This is a genomic window from Nonlabens ulvanivorans (assembly GCF_000732625.1).
In the GTDB taxonomy this organism is placed as follows: Bacteria; Bacteroidota; Bacteroidia; order Flavobacteriales; family Flavobacteriaceae; genus Nonlabens; species Nonlabens ulvanivorans.
In genome coordinates this window covers 954424-970609 of record NZ_JPJI01000032.1, presented here as the reverse complement: position 1 = coordinate 970609, position 16186 = coordinate 954424, and the positions used below count along the sequence as shown (strand labels likewise).

At 36.0% G+C, this 16186-nt stretch carries 17 protein-coding genes and 1 tRNA gene; 8 read left to right on the top strand and 10 right to left on the bottom strand.

The genetic code is table 11. From position 1 onward, the window contains the following. The first annotated feature begins 55 nt into the window (after positions 1-55). The 4 genes from IL45_RS11460 (at position 56) to IL45_RS11445 (ending at position 6240) form a co-directional block, all read left to right on the top strand. The gene (locus IL45_RS11460) at positions 56-2452 is read left to right on the top strand and encodes an efflux RND transporter permease subunit (RefSeq protein WP_036584041.1); all 2397 of its coding nucleotides are present in this window, start codon (positions 56-58) and stop codon (positions 2450-2452) included. Positions 2453-2555: 103 nt separating this feature from the next. Next, a complete protein-coding gene (gene asnS / locus IL45_RS11455; protein ID WP_036584037.1) occupies positions 2556-4010 on the top strand; it encodes an asparagine--tRNA ligase in 1455 nt (484 codons plus the stop codon). A 160-nt stretch (positions 4011-4170) separates the two neighbouring features. Then, positions 4171-5628, top strand: coding sequence for an RNA polymerase factor sigma-54 (gene rpoN, locus IL45_RS11450; RefSeq protein WP_036584035.1), 1458 nt, complete (start codon positions 4171-4173; stop codon positions 5626-5628). Between the two features lie 9 nt (positions 5629-5637). Continuing rightward, positions 5638-6240: a hypothetical protein gene (locus IL45_RS11445; protein WP_036584033.1), complete on the top strand. Its 603-nt coding sequence runs from the start codon at positions 5638-5640 to the stop codon at positions 6238-6240. On the opposite strand, the gene IL45_RS11440 is transcribed toward IL45_RS11445, so the two are convergent. The 9 genes from IL45_RS11440 to IL45_RS11400 form a co-directional block, all read right to left on the bottom strand. Beyond that, positions 6235-6948, bottom strand: coding sequence for a porin family protein (locus tag IL45_RS11440; RefSeq protein WP_036584031.1), 714 nt, complete (start codon positions 6946-6948; stop codon positions 6235-6237). The two genes, IL45_RS11445 and IL45_RS11440, sit on opposite strands and share 6 nt — an antisense overlap. Positions 6949-7033: 85 nt before the next feature. After that, on the bottom strand, positions 7034-7522 hold the full coding sequence (locus IL45_RS11435) for an ExbD/TolR family protein (protein WP_006796116.1): 489 nt from the start codon (positions 7520-7522) through the stop codon (positions 7034-7036). A gap of 1 nt (position 7523) precedes the next feature. Further along, a complete protein-coding gene (locus IL45_RS11430; protein WP_036584028.1) occupies positions 7524-8150 on the bottom strand; it encodes an ExbD/TolR family protein in 627 nt (208 codons plus the stop codon). A gap of 3 nt (positions 8151-8153) precedes the next feature. Continuing rightward, a complete protein-coding gene (locus IL45_RS11425) occupies positions 8154-8648 on the bottom strand; it encodes a hypothetical protein (RefSeq protein ID WP_036584025.1) in 495 nt (164 codons plus the stop codon). A 26-nt stretch (positions 8649-8674) separates the two neighbouring features. Beyond that, entirely contained in the window at positions 8675-9466 is a 792-nt protein-coding gene (locus IL45_RS11420) for a MotA/TolQ/ExbB proton channel family protein (RefSeq protein ID WP_006796119.1), read from the bottom strand. 275 nt (positions 9467-9741) lie between these two features. Beyond that, positions 9742-9826: transfer RNA gene (locus tag IL45_RS11415), tRNA-Ser, on the bottom strand. A gap of 46 nt (positions 9827-9872) precedes the next feature. Then, positions 9873-10940 carry an asparaginase gene (locus IL45_RS11410; protein ID WP_036584018.1) on the bottom strand — a complete coding sequence of 356 codons (1068 nt, stop codon included), beginning with the start codon at positions 10938-10940 and terminating at the stop codon, positions 9873-9875. Further along, a complete protein-coding gene (locus IL45_RS11405) occupies positions 10930-12060 on the bottom strand; it encodes a 1-acyl-sn-glycerol-3-phosphate acyltransferase (RefSeq protein WP_036584015.1) in 1131 nt (376 codons plus the stop codon). Before IL45_RS11405 ends, IL45_RS11410 begins: the two co-directional genes overlap by 11 nt. 47 nt (positions 12061-12107) lie before the next feature. Continuing rightward, the gene (locus IL45_RS11400; RefSeq protein WP_200875713.1) at positions 12108-12875 is read right to left on the bottom strand and encodes a TatD family hydrolase; all 768 of its coding nucleotides are present in this window, start codon (positions 12873-12875) and stop codon (positions 12108-12110) included. A gap of 72 nt (positions 12876-12947) precedes the next feature. Here IL45_RS11400 and IL45_RS11395 point away from each other — a divergent pair, with 72 nt between their 5' ends. Continuing rightward, positions 12948-13388, top strand: a complete 441-nt coding sequence (locus tag IL45_RS11395; RefSeq protein ID WP_036584012.1) for a retropepsin-like aspartic protease — start codon at positions 12948-12950, stop codon at positions 13386-13388. 55 nt (positions 13389-13443) lie between these two features. On the opposite strand, the gene IL45_RS11390 is transcribed toward IL45_RS11395, so the two are convergent. Further along, the gene (locus IL45_RS11390) at positions 13444-14271 is read right to left on the bottom strand and encodes a DUF6252 family protein (RefSeq protein WP_200875712.1); all 828 of its coding nucleotides are present in this window, start codon (positions 14269-14271) and stop codon (positions 13444-13446) included. 124 nt (positions 14272-14395) lie between these two features. Here IL45_RS11390 and IL45_RS11385 point away from each other — a divergent pair, with 124 nt between their 5' ends. The 3 genes from IL45_RS11385 to IL45_RS11375 are packed head-to-tail and all read left to right on the top strand — an operon-like array spanning position 14396 to position 16156. After that, positions 14396-14881 (top strand): 30S ribosomal protein S16, encoded by a 486-nt coding sequence (locus IL45_RS11385; protein ID WP_036584006.1) that lies wholly within the window; start codon positions 14396-14398, stop codon positions 14879-14881. A gap of 9 nt (positions 14882-14890) precedes the next feature. Next, positions 14891-15421, top strand: a complete 531-nt coding sequence (rimM, locus tag IL45_RS11380) for a ribosome maturation factor RimM (RefSeq protein WP_036584004.1) — start codon at positions 14891-14893, stop codon at positions 15419-15421. A 6-nt stretch (positions 15422-15427) separates the two neighbouring features. Beyond that, entirely contained in the window at positions 15428-16156 is a 729-nt protein-coding gene (locus IL45_RS11375; protein WP_036584002.1) for a tRNA1(Val) (adenine(37)-N6)-methyltransferase, read from the top strand. The last annotated feature ends 30 nt before the right edge of the window (positions 16157-16186 follow it).

The following is a 16186-nucleotide window of genomic DNA, read 5'->3' as shown; positions in this document are numbered from 1 at the left end:
AAAAATCTGTATAAACTATCTTTAAAACCTACCTTTGCAGCCCTGTTAAAGGACTATGCAAAAGTTATTTAGTTTTTCGTTTTGGAATGGCATCGCAAGAATCATTTTGCGTAATCGAGAGATTCTTTTAGGCCTTATAATTCTGGCCACCATCGGTCTTGCTACCCAATGGAGTAATATGCGATTTACCCATTCTGAGGCAAATCTGTTACCTGACAACCATCCTGTAAATCAAGAATACAGGCAGTTTCTAGAAAAATTTGGTGAAGAAGGAAACTTAATTATTCTAGGTATAAAAAATAGTGACCTTCTCACGTATGAAGATTTTAACGCTTGGAACTCACTTGCCGACTCTATTGAAAAATATGATGAAGTAGAACTTGTTCTATCTACATCTAACCTTCCAGTACTTAAAAAATCTGATGACGCCTCTAAGTTTATTATAGAGCAGTTATCTAAAGCTCCTTTAACATCTAAAGAAGAGCTCTCAGCATATAAAACAAAGCTATTTGGAGAGTTGCCATTTTATCGCAACCTTATATTCAGTGAAAAAGACTCAGTTCTTAGAACAGCGATTTACATCAAAAAGGATATCGTAAATAGCTCTATCAGAAAAGAGTTTGTACTTGAGAAATTCAATCCACTTATTGAGGATTATAAAGAAAATCACGGTCTATCAGAATTAAGAGTTTCTGGAATGCCATATATCAGGACGTTAAACTCACAGAATATAGTTGATGAGATAAGTATGTTTTTACTAGCAGCACTACTTATTACATCAGCAATTTTCTTTTTCTTCTTTAGATCATGGAGAGCTACCTTTATATCTATAGTCACTGTGATTATAGGTGTGATGTGGGCTTTCGGTTTTCTAGGATTGCTTAACTATGAGATTACTGTATTGACCGCTCTCATACCGCCATTAATTATTGTTATAGGAATCCCTAACTGTATTTTCTTAATTAATAAATACCAACAAGAAATTAAAGAACATGGGAACCAAGCTAAATCACTTCAACGTGTGATTACCAAAGTAGGTAATGCGACCTTAATGACTAATCTTACTACAGCTAGTGGATTTGCTACATTTATCTTTACCGACAGTACACTACTGAGTGAATTCGGAATCGTAGCCTCTATATGTATCGTTTCCATTTTTCTTTTAAGCTTAATGATAATCCCTATCATATACAGCTATCTACCAGTTCCTAAAGATAGACATCTAGAGCATTTAAGAAAGCGCTGGATAGGTACATTTGTAGACTGGACAGAGCGCATGGTAAAGGAAAATCGTATTGCTATATACATTACCAGCTTGATTGTATTAGTTATTTCTATAATAGGAATGTATCAAATAAGAGTTTCTGGTAGCCTTATAGAAGACATGCCCAAGTCTATGCAATTTTATAAAGACATTAAATTCTTTGAAGAAAGTTTTGACGGTATCATGCCGCTAGAAATAGTGGTAAATACTAAAAGCAAAAAAGGAGTTTCTAAGGCCAAGACACTTAAAAAACTAGATGAACTTGAGGCTCATATTATTGAAACACCAGAGCTGTCTAGACCTATGTCTATCGTAAGTATAGTAAAATATACTAAACAGGCATTTTATGGTGGTGACCCAGAATTTTATGACCTACCAACTACCTATGAACGCGTTGGTATTTCTACACTATTGGATGATAGCGGTGGTGATGCCATGCTTATGAAAAGCTATGTAGATAGTACAGGCCAATATGCACGCATAACGACGTTTATGAAAGACATGGGAACAGATCGCATGGAACGTGTAGAAGAGGATTTACGTGATGAAATTGCTAAGGTTTTCCCTGAGGAGAAGTATGAAGTTTTATTAACAGGTAAAGCACTCGTGTTTCAAAAAGGAACGAATTACCTGATTAATAATTTAATCATATCACTTACCCTTGCCATTATCCTTATTGCTCTCTTTATGGCATGGATGTTTAAGTCTGTGCGCATGATTCTAGTCTCGCTAGTACCTAATATTTTACCATTAATTATTACAGCTGGCTTAATGGGCTACCTAGGTGTCCCTATAAAACCATCAACTATTTTAGTATTCTCGATAGCCTTTGGTATATCTGTAGATGACACCATTCACTTCTTGGCAAAATATAGACAAGAATTAATAGCCAATAAGTGGCGTGTTAAGAAATCAGTTTATGCAGCTTTAAGAGAAACGGGTGTCAGCATGTTTTACACTTCTATTGTATTGTTCTTTGGATTTTCAACATTTACAATTTCTAGCTTTGGCGGCACAGTGGCGCTAGGTGCATTAGTCAGTGCCACATTATTATTTGCAATGCTTTCTAACCTATTATTACTTCCTAGTATGCTTTTATCACTAGAACGTAGTATTGCAAATGAGCGCACCTTTAAGAAACTACCTATACCTATCATCCATAAAGATGGTGATGATGAGCAAGAGTAATTAATATTTTGCTTTCGCGTAAGCATTATCACAACAATCCCTTTGATAATCATTGGCATTCCATGTCATAAAAATTATATTTGCTGTTCTTAAAAAATCGAGAATGCAACATCAAAGAATTGCCGCATTATTGCAAGCAGAACCTAGCATGCAGGAGATTACTGTAAAAGGTTGGGTACGTAGTTTTAGAAACGATCGATTCATCGCATTAAACGACGGATCTACCATTCATAATTTACAGTGTGTTATTGAGCCAGATAACTTTGAACGCACTCTTCTAGACCAAGTTAATGTAGCGGCAGCGGTTGCCGTAACTGGTACTCTAGTAGAAAGCGCAGGAAGCGGCCAGCGTGTTGAACTACAAGCAAAAAATGTTACCATATTAGGTACAGCAGATCCAGAAGAAGTTGCAAAAACAATTCTATCTCCTAAACGTCACAAACTTGAAACACTACGTGAGCAGGCACATTTAAGAGTGCGTACTAACACCTTTGGCGCAGTGATGAGAGTGCGTGCTGCATTATCTTTTGCAGTCCACAAGTACTTTCAAGAAAATGGATTTTATCAAGCACACACACCTATAATTACCGGTAGTGATGCAGAAGGAGCCGGCGAAATGTTCCGATTATCAACTTTAGACCCAAAGAATCCACCGCTCGATGAGGACGGAAACATAGACTACAAACAAGATTTCTTTGAAAAAGAATCTAACCTTACTGTTTCTGGTCAACTAGAAGCTGAGACATATGCTATGGGATTAGGACAGGTATATACTTTTGGCCCTACTTTTAGAGCAGAAAACTCAAACACCTCTAGACACCTTGCAGAATTTTGGATGATAGAGCCTGAGGTTGCATTTAACGATCTGGATGCAAACATGGATCTATCAGAAGACTTTATCAAATCAGTAGTAAAATATGCACTGGACAACTGTAAAGACGATTTAGATTTCCTTGAAAACAGGTTAATACAAGAAGACAAAAGTAAACCACAAGCTGAACGTAGCCCTATGGAGTTGCGCAAGAAACTAGAGTTTATTCTTAAAAATAATTTTAAACGAGTTTCCTATACCGAAGCTATTGATATTTTAAAAAGTTCTAAGCCCAATAAGAAAAAGAAGTTTAAATATCTTATTGAAGAATGGGGCGCAGATTTACAAAGTGAACACGAGCGTTACCTTGTTGAAAAGCATTTTGAATGCCCAGTAATTTTATTTGATTATCCTGCAGACATTAAAGCATTTTACATGAGATTAAATGACCCAGATAGTGAAGGTCGTGAAACGGTGAGAGCTATGGATATTTTATTCCCAGGTATAGGTGAAATAATAGGTGGATCACAACGTGAAGAACGTTATGAGGTACTTAAAGATAAAATGGACACCATGGGCATTCCTGAAGAAGAACTATGGTGGTATTTAGAAACACGAAAGTTCGGTAGTGTTACACATAGTGGTTTTGGTCTTGGATTTGAAAGATTAGTAATGTTTGTTACAGGAATGAGCAACATTAGAGATGTAATACCTTATCCTAGAACACCTGGAAATGCAGAGTTTTAAATAATTATCGCATAACATTTACTAAGTCCCAAAACCATACTCTGGTTTTGGGACTTTATTTTTAATTAAGTACCCTACACCAGTATTAGTTTATATTTAATAAACAAACTGCCTTTATAAATAAGGCTTTTGTTATTTTTACTAGGTAATTAATAATCCCATGCTTAGACAGTCGTTAAATTTCAAGCTATCACAAAAGCTTTCTCCTCAACAAATCCAGTTGATGAAGTTGATTCAATTGCCTACACAGGCATTTGAACAACGTGTTAAACAAGAGTTAGAAGAGAATCCTGCCCTAGATGATAGTAAAGACAGTCTAGATGACGATTATGATGAGTTCTCTAATCAAGATGAATATGGGGACGAGAACGACACTATTGAAGCAGATATCAACGTCGATGAATACCTAAGTGATGATGATATACCAGAATACAGAACTCAAGCAAATAATTACAGTGCAGATGACGATGAGAAAAGTATTCCATATGCCTCTGGGACATCATTTACACAATCTTTAACTGATCAATTAAATACAAGAAGATTAAGCGAGCAACACTATGGAATAGCTCAATTTTTAGTAGGTAGCATAGATAATAGTGGATACATCCGTAGATCCATGGAAGACATCGCAGACGACCTCGCTTTTACCATGAACATCTACACAGATGTCTTAGAAGTTGAACAAGTTCTAAAAGTGGTACAACAGCTAGATCCTGCTGGTGTAGGAGCTCGTGATTTACAAGAGTGTTTATTAATTCAGCTTTCGCGAAAGCGTAATAATGAAAGCACTGAGCTAGCGATGAAGTTAGTAGGTGAATCATTTGACGCATTTAGTAAAAAGCATTATAAAAAAATACTAGAAAAATACCATATTGATGAAGATGAGCTGCGTGATGCTATAGAAGAAATAGAACACTTGAACCCTAAACCTGGTAGTGCCTATGCTGGTGGTAGCACCAGAATGGTGGAACAAGTAGTTCCTGATTTTACAATTCGTATTAAAGATGGTGAATTAGAACTTACTTTGAATGGTCGTAACGCGCCAGAATTGCATGTCTCTAGAGATTACTCTAACATGTTAAAAGGTTACAAAGAGGCTAAAGAAAAAAGTAAATCCCAAAAGGATGCCGTTATGTTCATTAAACAAAAGTTAGATGGCGCAAAATGGTTCATTGAGGCTATTAAACAACGTCAGGAAACACTTTTTATGACTATGTCCTCTATTATGTATTATCAGAAAGAATATTTCTTAACAGGTGATGAACGTAATTTAAGACCGATGATTCTTAAAGATATTGCAGACGAAATAGGAATGGATGTGTCAACCGTGTCACGAGTAGCAAATTCTAAATATGTAGACACACCGTACGGTACTAAATTGATTAAAGAATTCTTTTCTGAATCCATGACCAATTCTGATGGTGAAGAAGTATCTACTAGAGAAATTAAAAAAATACTAGAAACCGTTATAGGTGAAGAAAGTAAGAGAAAGCCATTGACCGATCAAAAACTAGCAGAACTGCTTAAAGAAAAGGGATATCCTATAGCAAGGCGTACTGTTGCAAAATATAGAGAGCAATTAGACATTCCTGTCGCACGCTTACGCAAGGAAATTTAAAAGAAAGTCATGAAAGGTTTTTTGAGGTTCTGGAGTTATCTAGTTAACCCATTATTTGTCCCAGCAGTTGTTGCTTTATGGTACTTTTTAAATGTGTCCTTCACCGACGGTACGATTATAGAATTGAAAATGTATTTAATTCTAGTATTAACGGCTGTTCTTCCGATGCTAATATTTGCCATTTTAAAGCTGTTAGGAGTAGTTAAAAGCATTCACCTACCAAATATTAGAGAACGACGTACACCGCTAGCCACATATGCTATCTTATTGCTTATTTTAATAAGAGGTGGCTTTAATGACTTCACTGATTTACCTCTTTACTATTTTTTTGTTGGTGTACTCATTGCAACGATTGTAGCCTTTGTTATGACTATAGCACATTATAAATTGAGCTTACATATGATGGCGATGGGTGGAGTAATAGGATTTAGCATCATGCTGCACGCGAGCATTGAGACACCATCAGTACTATCAATAGCAATTCTATTTATACTTTCTGGATTAACAGCAACATCTAGATTATCCATGAAGGCACATAAAGGTCATGAATTACTCTTTGGTTTCATTACTGGACTGATTGCACAAATAACGACAGGCATATACTTCTTATAATAAATAAAATTCTATCCCAAATTTTATAGGCTGCAAGTTGACAGACTCTCCATTAATCTGGGCTGATTTATCGAATAACGTATTTAAATTGTATTGAACAAAAGCGTTAAAACTACCATTCCCCAAAGTAAGAGTTGCGGAGTACCTAAACTTGTTAAGTTCTGGAATACTAGTTTGTACTACAGTGTTATTAGCTTGTTCAAATCGCGCTTTATAATAATAAATATAACCTAGTTTAATACCAGTGTAAATACGCCAGAAATTATACTTAGTTGCTGTAGAAGTTCTCCATCTATATTGAATAGGCATTTCAATTAAATTAGTATTCAATCTATTTGATTTATAATCAACATCGGAATCCAAGATGGAGTATATGGAATTACCATCCTCATCTTCACCTATAAACAGGTTTGAATTATAAGTGTTAGTAGAGAAGCCCAGCCCAACGCCTATCGCTTTATTACGACGTTTATTAAGAGGCATATCTCTGATAAAGCCTAAATGTAAACCTCCGGAAAATCCATTTTGTGTAAAATCTGCCGGTTCATTATTGATAAGATTAAAAGATAAGCCTATGTAGAACTGATCTTCTCTATACAGAGAATCGACAACAGTAGGAATAGCGTTTTCCTTTCTATCATCCTCACTACTTTGTGCATTTCCAGAAAAGGTCATTAAAAGACCTAATAGAATCATAAGTTGTTTCATGTAGTAAAGATATGAATTTGAAACGTCGCTAATAAAAAAAGCCGTTTCAATAAGAAACGGCTTCTAGATATGAATAAGAGAATTATTATCTTCTCTTTATGTTATTCATTGGATCACCTTGATTAGAAGTGTAAGTAATTTTAAGTGCTTGCGCTTTTCTTAATTCTTGCTTCACATCAGTAAGAACACCTACTTTTGCATTTCTATCAACCTTTAAAGATACCATCATCTGATCTTGTAAATTTTCTGGCATTGCAGATCTTTTAGTGTTAACGTAATTATACACATCATCAACACGAGAAATTTTATCACCTAATTGCACCACATCACTAGTACCGAAGGTTTTCTGATAATTAACACCTGGCTTACCTATATAAATATTAACCAGTTTATTTTTATCTTCTAACTTCTCCACTTGATTTGCGGCAGGTAATTGATTTTCTACAAGCATCTCATCATCTCTCATCACGGTTGCAACCATGAAGAAAAATAAAAGCATGAATACGATATCTGGTAAAGATGCTGTCGATACTGGTGGTAAATCACCACTCTTTTTCTTATTAAACTTTGACATATTATCCTGCTACTTGTGGTTCTGCCTCAGAAAGATTTCTTGGATAAAGCTCTCTTATGACGTCTAATCTTTTCTCTAACTCTAAATACTCAGGTGTCTCCTTATCTGCCTCTTGTGTATCCTTATATCTAGCATACATAGATTCATAAGTCTCACCATAACGTTGCGTTGCCGCGCGGTTTCTAAGTATCGTATAAGCCCTTACCAACTCATTAGTTACAGTTATGTAATAATTATAAGTTGCTTGTCTATCATTAACTAAAGAAACAATGGCTTTTTTAGGATTATCAGATGAATCAGGACTTCTTTCGCCCTCACAATAAGCACATCCACTTTTACCTTCACCACCACCGTTATCTATAAACGCTACTGCGGCATCAGTTAAATCCTTCAACTCCATTAACTCTTCTTCAACTAATAGTTGATTGTCCTTATTCACCAAAACCTGAAAAATATTTTTCTTCTTAACTGGTGGTGGTGGAGTCTTCTCATCAACTTCTGGCGGCAGCTTACTTACAATCCCACTATCAACTTCAATAGTAGTAGTTACTAGGAAGAAAATCAAAAGTAGGAAGGCAATATCTGCCATTGATCCTGCATTTACCTCAGGTGCTGCTCTTCTAGCCATAATTTATCTATTTAATAATTTGCTTACTCCAGTCCACAAAATTGAACCTACTGCAAGAACAGCGACGATATAGAAAGTATAGATAGAAGCTCCTACTAATTTAGAAGTGTCTGCCGTTAATGGTTCACCTTCATCTAACATCACTAATTGTCCAGTTCCAGGATCAGTTACTGCATCATCTGCAAAACCGAAATATGCTATTAAACAAATAGCAACAAGTATACCAACTGATATTAAAGAACGCTTTAATACAGCTGGGCTACTAAAAATCCCTTTCAAAACAAAGAATAAAACTAGACCGACAGTAATAGCCATTACCGCATATGCTAGATACATCATAGGTGCCAGTGTCGCATTTTGCAACGCACCATCATTTGTTAAATCTGCTGCTTCTGCTTGGATAGCCTCATCTCCTACCGAAATCGTATAGAGAAAGAAACCAGCTGCGATAACACACAGCAAAAGCGCTAGATATTTAAATACTTTATGTAATACCATGATTTAAATCTGGTTTAAAGGGTTAATTACAGCTTTCCATTCTTGTAGTCTACAAGAATATCAATAAGTGTTATAGAAGCATCCTCCATGTCGTTTACAATACTATCGATTTTTGCAACGATGTAATTATAAAAGATTTGAAGTATAATCGCTACGATAAGACCAAATACAGTTGTTAATAGTGCTACTTTAATACCACCAGCCACAAGTGCAGGCTCCATAGCTCCAGCAGACTGGATATTATCAAAAGCATCAATCATACCTAATACCGTACCCATGAAACCAAGCATCGGTGCTAGTGCGATAAATAAAGAAACCCAAGAAACATTTTTCTCTAACTGTCCCATTTGAACACCACCGTAAGCTACAACAGCTTTCTCTGCCGCTTCAACACTTTCGTCTGCTCTATCAAGACCTTGATAGTAAATAGAAGCAACAGGTCCTTTTGTATTTCTACAAACCTCTTTAGCCGCTTCAACACCACCACTCTTAAGAGCGTCTTCTACTTGTGCTGCTAATTTCTTAGAGTTAGTAGTAGAAAGATTTAAATAAATAATTCTTTCGATAGCGATTGCTAAACCTAAAATAAGACATATCAATACAAATGACATGAATACTGGACCACCTTCTATAAAACGCTTTTTAAGCTCTTGGTGGAATGTGATCTCTTCAGTAACGTTAGCCGAAGCATCGTCATCCTGAGAAATAATAGTTGTAATTGCGCTAGTTGTAGTTGCAGTTGTGCTAGCATTTGCAGTTGTAGATAGACCTAACATCATTACTACAGCCATGAACAAAATTGAAAGTGATCGTTTCATTTTAAGATTTATTGATTTATTTGAATTTTCGAGTCAAGGGGTAAATATATAATTTATCTCTCAAAAAACAGAACTTCTATTATTATACCAATGTTAATTATTATTAATTAACAAGCCTAACTTCTGAATAACAGCAAAATAACGGCTTTTGAAGTAACGAAATCTTTCTCCATAAGACTTGAATTATAGAGAAAACAAGCATAAATACTCCGATATAATTAATAAGACGGTACAATAAAAAACCCTTCAAGCCATGAAGACAAGAAGGGTTTTTGCAGAGAGGAAGGGATTCGAACCCTCGAAACGTTGCCGTTTACACGCTTTCCAGGCGTGCGCCTTCGACCACTCGGCCACCTCTCTAATTGACGACAAGATTACAAAAAATTAACCTTATCATAAGAATATTTTAAACACTTATCTCTCCTCTTAATGAAGTTTCAAAATATTTTTTAAAATCACCAGTTTCTGGCATATATGCTAACAAATACATCATTTTAGCAAGCGCAGCCTCTGTAGTAATATCATAACCTGACACCATGCCTAATTTTTTTAAGGCTACACTGGTTTCATATTTCCCCATATCAACTGCACCGCCACGGCATTGCGTTACATTAACGATTCTAACATCCTTCGTCAAGGCTTGCTTTAATGCGTCTATAAACCAACTTGAAGTAGGAGCATTACCGCTACCATAAGTTTCTAGAATTATACCGCGCAAACTTTCTATTTCACATATAGCCTTAACCACCTCTTTGGTAATTCCAGGAAATAACTTCAGCACCACAACTTTAGAGTCCATTTCGGGTCTATATATCATTTTAAGCGGACTCAATTCTAAGGAATCTTTTTTTGCCATCGATACGCGATCAAAACCACCTTTCCATAACAACTGTCTATCAATATTTAAATGAACACCACTTATGGCTAGCGGCGGATAATTAGGAGAGCTAAAAGCTTCAAAATGCTCTGCATTCATTTTAGCTGTTCGATTTGCTCGATATAATTGGTATTCAAAATACACGCACACCTCTTTTATTATAGGCTCATCATTATCCCATTCACTCGCCAACTGAATACTCGTAATCAGATTTTCCTTGGCATCTGTTCGCAAATCTCCTATAGGAAGTTGTGATCCCGTTAATATCACTGGCTTAGTAAGATTTTCAAACATAAAACTCAATGCGCTACCAGTATGCGACATAGTATCACTACCATGCAACACTACAAAACCGTGATAGTCATCATATTTTGCATTAATTATATCACCCAGAATCTTCCAGTAACCCAAATCCATATCAGAAGAATCAATAGGTTCATCAAAAGAAGTAGTTTCTATCTGACAATCCAATTGCTTAAGTTCTGGTATATGGAATAGTAGCTCAGTAAAGTCAAAAGATTTTAAAGCACCTGTTTCTGGATCTTTAATCATCCCAATAGTACCACCAGTGTATATAAGAAGTATTCTAGGCTTCATCTACAACCGCCAGTTTTTCCTTATTAAAGACAGGTCTAGCATACATCATTAGAAAACTTTCTACGGCTTTCTCATCTTCAACATTAACTCTGAGTCGCAAACGGCGTTCAAAATAAGCTAGATCTTGATCCGTATAATACTCGCCATATTTCTTTTTGTTTGACACTAAATCATAAGCTACGTAATTAGTAGGCCATAATTTATAATTAGATTGTATAGTATCATCCAGCTGACTTACTATTTGTTGTAAAACTTGATTAGTGCCTGCAGCCGTATCATTTGAGAAGATTAGAGGTTTTCCAGCTGCAATGTGTATATGTTTTTTTTGCCCTAAAGCTCCTTTTAAAATACTATTGAAGTCCTCATTCTCTGACTTGATATACTCCTCTTCAGCAGCTTTCGCTAATAATTCTGGCACTTTTAATATATCAGTAGGATCATATTCATAAGAAATACTTACCGGCACTATTTTAAGATCATTAAGATACTCATGCACTGGCATATTACCAGACGCAAGGCCAATCATTTTAAGCACCCCTTGTTCGGTTACATCATTACCATCTTTAGTCCTTCCTTGCCTTTGCGCAATCCATACACTTCTATTCTCTTCTTGGAGTAATGTCCTGATGTATTCACTTAGCTTTTTACTACTTAACAAGGTTTCTCGTGGACCTACACCTCTTTTAACAATAAAATTACGTGTCAATTTACTTAACGCATTAACAAATGGTCGTTGCACGAGATTATCACCAATGGCACTGGCTGTTCTAATTAAATCATGATCAAACAGTTTCACATTAAGCAAACAAGTATCTAATATAATATCTCTATGATTTGAAATATACAGATAAGACTGATCTTTTTCTAAATTCTCAAATCCTGAAGTTGTTAATCCCGCAGAACTTTCTTTTAAAATTCTCATTACAGATTCCCTAATCACATCTCGTTGAAAATCATTAATCGATTTACAATTCAACACGATTTCCTTGACCTCTTCATAAGGCATGTCTGGAAAAGTATATTGAAATAGAGTTTTAATCATTGGGTGACGCACTGCACTTTGAAGCGCAATATTCACCTCGGCATCATTAAAAAATCTTATGTCATCAAATTGGGCCAATATATTTCTAGTTAAGTTAGGGGCTGTAAATGTAAGTATCTCAACACTTACACTCCGAAGATTTTAGTAGAATTTAAGGTTGTTACCTCGGCAATGTGCTCTATACCGGTATCGTAAACCTCTGCCAATTTCTGTGCTACAAGCGCTATATAAGCACTTTCATTACGTTTACCTCTATAAGGAACTGGCGCGAGATAAGGTGCGTCCGTTTCTAAAACGATGTGTTTTAAATCAATTTCACTTAAAAATTTATCAATCTTTCCATTTTTAAAAGTGGCAACACCACCTATGCCTAAACTCATATTTAAATCCACAGCTAGTTGAGCCTGCTTAAATGAGCCCGTGAAACAATGAAATATACCATTTAAGGAAGTGCCGCGATAAGATTCAAGCACCTCAAAAACCTCATCAAACGCATCTCTACAGTGGATTGCAATGGGAAGTTCACGCTTAATAGACCAGTCAATCTGAGTTTTAAACGCCTCAATTTGTTGAGACTTAAACTCATCACTCCAGTATAAGTCCAAACCTATTTCACCAATCGCAACAAATTGTTCTTTATCCAGCATCTCATGAACATGCGCTAGCTCTTCTAGATAGTTCTCTTTAACATGCGTCGGATGTAAACCAGCCATCAAATGTACATAGCTAGGATAATCCTTTTTCAATTTCAGCATCGCTGGTGTATAAGTAGAGTCAATAGCCGGTACAAAAAAACGTTCCACACCAGCATCAATTGCTCGTTGCATCATCTCTTTTCGGTCTTCATCAAATGCTTCGCTATATAAATGTGTATGTGTATCTGTTAAAATCATTTTACAAAAATAAAGATTTGTTTGAAGTACGCTTTCGCGAAAGCGTATTTATATTTACCACAAACTCAACTCATGTTTTCACTTAAAAAAACACTAGAAAGTCGTGGATACTTATCACACACTATCCGACTATCTGAAAAAAGTGGCCATATTATAACCAAAGCATCTATTAACGGACATACAGGACGTTTTATAATAGATACTGGCGCCAGTGCAACTTGCTTAAATCAAGATTTATCAGAAAGATATCAATTGCAATCTGAAAAAATGAATCAAGAAATAGGTACCGCAAGCGGATCCTTAATTCCACAAATCGCACATAACAACATTATGCAATTAGGGGAATGGATTGATAACGATTGCAGTCTACTAACCATGGATATGAGTTTTATTAATCAGGCTTTAAAAGCCGAAGGAATGCGTAGCATTAACGGCTTACTTGGTGCAGACTTTTTAATAAAATCTAAAGCTATTATAGATTATTCTGGTAAAAAAATCTATCTAAAAAATTAACTCCATAAAAAAAGCCTCTTAGTTCAAGAGGCTTTTTTTATTTAAAGATTTTTACTTAATAAAACACAGTAAAAGCTCCGTTTGTAATATTGAAATCATTAGGCGGTCCTGTCATAAAAGAGAACGTACCTGTTACTGAACCAGCAACCGCATCTACCGCTGTAATATCTAATGTACCAGATATTGCCGGTGTAGGTGTACCACCAGATATATAATTTGCCGTATACATGCCTGAACTAGCAAATGTATAAGAACCTACCGTGATAGTCTCGGGAAAAGTTAACACAATTGAATTAGCTCCATTTGATGCATTTACCACAATAGAACCACCTGCATTAATAGGGGAAATAACAGTAGGTGTAAAAGCTACTCCATCAACATCAGCAGCAAGACTACTAGCAGTAGCACTACTTCCAGGCCCTATAGGACTACCAAATGGTACTTGAAAGATAACACCTTGACGCATGTATAATGAATCTGCATTCATAGGTAAATAGCTCACAAAAGAAAAAGTACCTGTTAAAGTTCCAGCAGGTGTACCAGCAGATAATACTACCTGACCAGTACCAGCTCCTTCATTTGTTGAATAAACGTCTGTATTATTAAATGTGTAGACAGCCTCGTTTGGTGATCCAGAACCTAGCGGATAGGTACCTGCATTTGCAGACTCTAGATTAAATTGAAGTTGTTCAATTCTATTCAAACCAGTGATTGTCACTGAGCCATCTGCGTTTGCCACAGCAGTCATTTGAGTAGACTTAAAAAAATCACCGTTGCGTACGGCCTGGATTGCTGGGATGTTATCATCCTCTAAATTGTCTTCACAAGCGGTAAATGCAAATAGCGCAAGTGAATAAATAAAAAGCTGTTTAATCAATCTCATTCTTAAAAATGTGTTTGAGCAAATGTAAATAAAAATAAAAGATATGCTGCTCATTATTAAAATAAGTATATTTTTGCACACTCAAATTAATAACTAGGGTCGGGCACCCACAAATTTTAATGATATGCCAGTAAAAATTAGATTACAGAGACACGGAAAGAAAGGTAAACCATTCTATTGGATCGTTGCAGCAGATGCACGTTCAAAGAGAGATGGTAAATATCTAGACAAAATAGGTACTTACAACCCTAACACTAACCCTGCGACAATCAACCTTGATGTTGACGGAGCTGTAAAATGGTTAGAAAATGGAGCACAACCTACAGATACTGCTCGTGCAATTTTAGGTTATAAAGGAGTAATGCTTAAAAAACACCTTAAAGGTGGTGTTAAAAAAGGAGCATTTACTGAAGAGCAAATGGAAGAAAAATTCAACGCTTGGACCTCTGAAAAAGAAGCTAAGATTGCTGCAAAAGCTGGTGGACTTCAAAAAGATGCTGATGCAGCTGCTGCTAAAGCACTTGATGCAGAAAAAGCTATCAATGAAGCTCGTATCGCTGCAAATGCACCTGTAGTAGAAACTGCAGACGCATCTAGCGAAGAAGAATAAATTATAGTCATGCGTAAGAAGGATTGTTTCTACGTAGGTACTATAGTAAATAAATTTAGCTTTAAAGGTGAGTTGCTTGTCAAATTAGACACTGACGAACCTGAGCTATTTACAGAAATGGAATCAGTTTTTATCGAAATCGGTAAAAACTTGGTTCCATTTTTTATTGAATCTAGTCAACTACACAAATCGCTCCTATTAAGGGTTAGGTTTGAGGACATCGATGATGAAGCTGCTGCAGACGCATTAATGAAACACGACTTGTTCCTACCACTTACAGCTTTACCACCATTAAAAGGAAATAAATTCTATTTTCATGAAATCATCAATTACAAAATGGTTGATGTAAACTATGGAGAAGTAGGGATTATTACCGGAGTTAATGACACTACATCTCAAGCCTTATTTGAGGTGGAACAAAATGGGATAGAAATATTAATCCCGATGAACGATGACTTCATAAAAGAAGTAAATCGTGAGACTCAAACCATTACCGTTGAAACGCCTGATGGTCTTATAGAAATGTACCTTACAGAATAATACTATATGAGCATTTTTAAATTCAAAGAATTTGAAGTAGCTCAAGATCGTTGTGCTCAAAAAATAGGTACAGATGGCGTACTTTTAGGAGCATGGGCCAGCGAAGACAGCACTCCAGATCCCGATCGTATATTAGACATAGGAGCTGGAACTGGTGTTATTTCTTTAATGATGGCACAACGTTTTCATAGCGCACAGATAGAAGCTGTAGAACTAGATGAAGACGCTTTTGAGCAAGCCGCTACTAACTTTGAAAACAGCCCATGGGGTGATCGATTGTTCTGTTTTCATGCTTCGTTTCAAGAGTTTTTTGAAGAAATAGATGAGACTTACGATTTAATCATAAGCAATCCACCATTTTTTAACTCTAGTAATATTACAACAGACACCGATATTAAAAAAAATCGAGAGCAAGCACGTTTTGATGATGCCCTACCCTTTGAGGAACTCATCTATGGAGTTTATAAGTTACTAGATGAGGATGGGATTTTTGCATGTGTTATACCTATCGACAGAGAGCGTCATTTCTTAGGTATTGCGGCACATTACAAACTCTTTCCAGCTCGAATCACACATGTTAAAGGGACAGAATCTAGCCCAATCAAGAGAAGCTTATTAGAATTACGCTTTTGCGAAAGCGAGATAAAACCAGACCTACTCACTATTGAAATAAGTAGACACCTTTACACTACAGACTATATTAACCTAGTCAGAGATTTCTATTTAAAAATGTAAGCAACACTTTGAGCATCTGACTTAAGAAAA

Bases quoted from the DNA above. Each gene is read 5' to 3' on its own strand.
- IL45_RS11460 (WP_036584041.1), top strand. From the start codon at position 56: ATGCAAAAGTTATTTAGTTTTTCGTTTTGGAATGGCATCGCAAGAATC.
- asnS (WP_036584037.1), top strand. From the start codon at position 2,556: ATGCAACATCAAAGAATTGCCGCATTATTGCAAGCAGAACCTAGCATG.
- rpoN (WP_036584035.1), top strand. From the start codon at position 4,171: ATGCTTAGACAGTCGTTAAATTTCAAGCTATCACAAAAGCTTTCTCCT.
- IL45_RS11445 (WP_036584033.1), top strand. From the start codon at position 5,638: ATGAAAGGTTTTTTGAGGTTCTGGAGTTATCTAGTTAACCCATTATTT.
- IL45_RS11440 (WP_036584031.1), bottom strand. From the start codon at position 6,948: ATGAAACAACTTATGATTCTATTAGGTCTTTTAATGACCTTTTCTGGA.
- IL45_RS11435 (WP_006796116.1), bottom strand. From the start codon at position 7,522: ATGTCAAAGTTTAATAAGAAAAAGAGTGGTGATTTACCACCAGTATCG.
- IL45_RS11430 (WP_036584028.1), bottom strand. From the start codon at position 8,150: ATGGCTAGAAGAGCAGCACCTGAGGTAAATGCAGGATCAATGGCAGAT.
- IL45_RS11425 (WP_036584025.1), bottom strand. From the start codon at position 8,648: ATGGTATTACATAAAGTATTTAAATATCTAGCGCTTTTGCTGTGTGTT.
- IL45_RS11420 (WP_006796119.1), bottom strand. From the start codon at position 9,466: ATGAAACGATCACTTTCAATTTTGTTCATGGCTGTAGTAATGATGTTA.
- IL45_RS11410 (WP_036584018.1), bottom strand. From the start codon at position 10,940: ATGAAGCCTAGAATACTTCTTATATACACTGGTGGTACTATTGGGATG.
- IL45_RS11400 (WP_200875713.1), bottom strand. From the start codon at position 12,875: ATGATTTTAACAGATACACATACACATTTATATAGCGAAGCATTTGAT.
- IL45_RS11395 (WP_036584012.1), top strand. From the start codon at position 12,948: ATGTTTTCACTTAAAAAAACACTAGAAAGTCGTGGATACTTATCACAC.
- IL45_RS11390 (WP_200875712.1), bottom strand. From the start codon at position 14,271: ATGAGATTGATTAAACAGCTTTTTATTTATTCACTTGCGCTATTTGCA.
- IL45_RS11385 (WP_036584006.1), top strand. From the start codon at position 14,396: ATGCCAGTAAAAATTAGATTACAGAGACACGGAAAGAAAGGTAAACCA.
- rimM (WP_036584004.1), top strand. From the start codon at position 14,891: ATGCGTAAGAAGGATTGTTTCTACGTAGGTACTATAGTAAATAAATTT.
- IL45_RS11375 (WP_036584002.1), top strand. From the start codon at position 15,428: ATGAGCATTTTTAAATTCAAAGAATTTGAAGTAGCTCAAGATCGTTGT.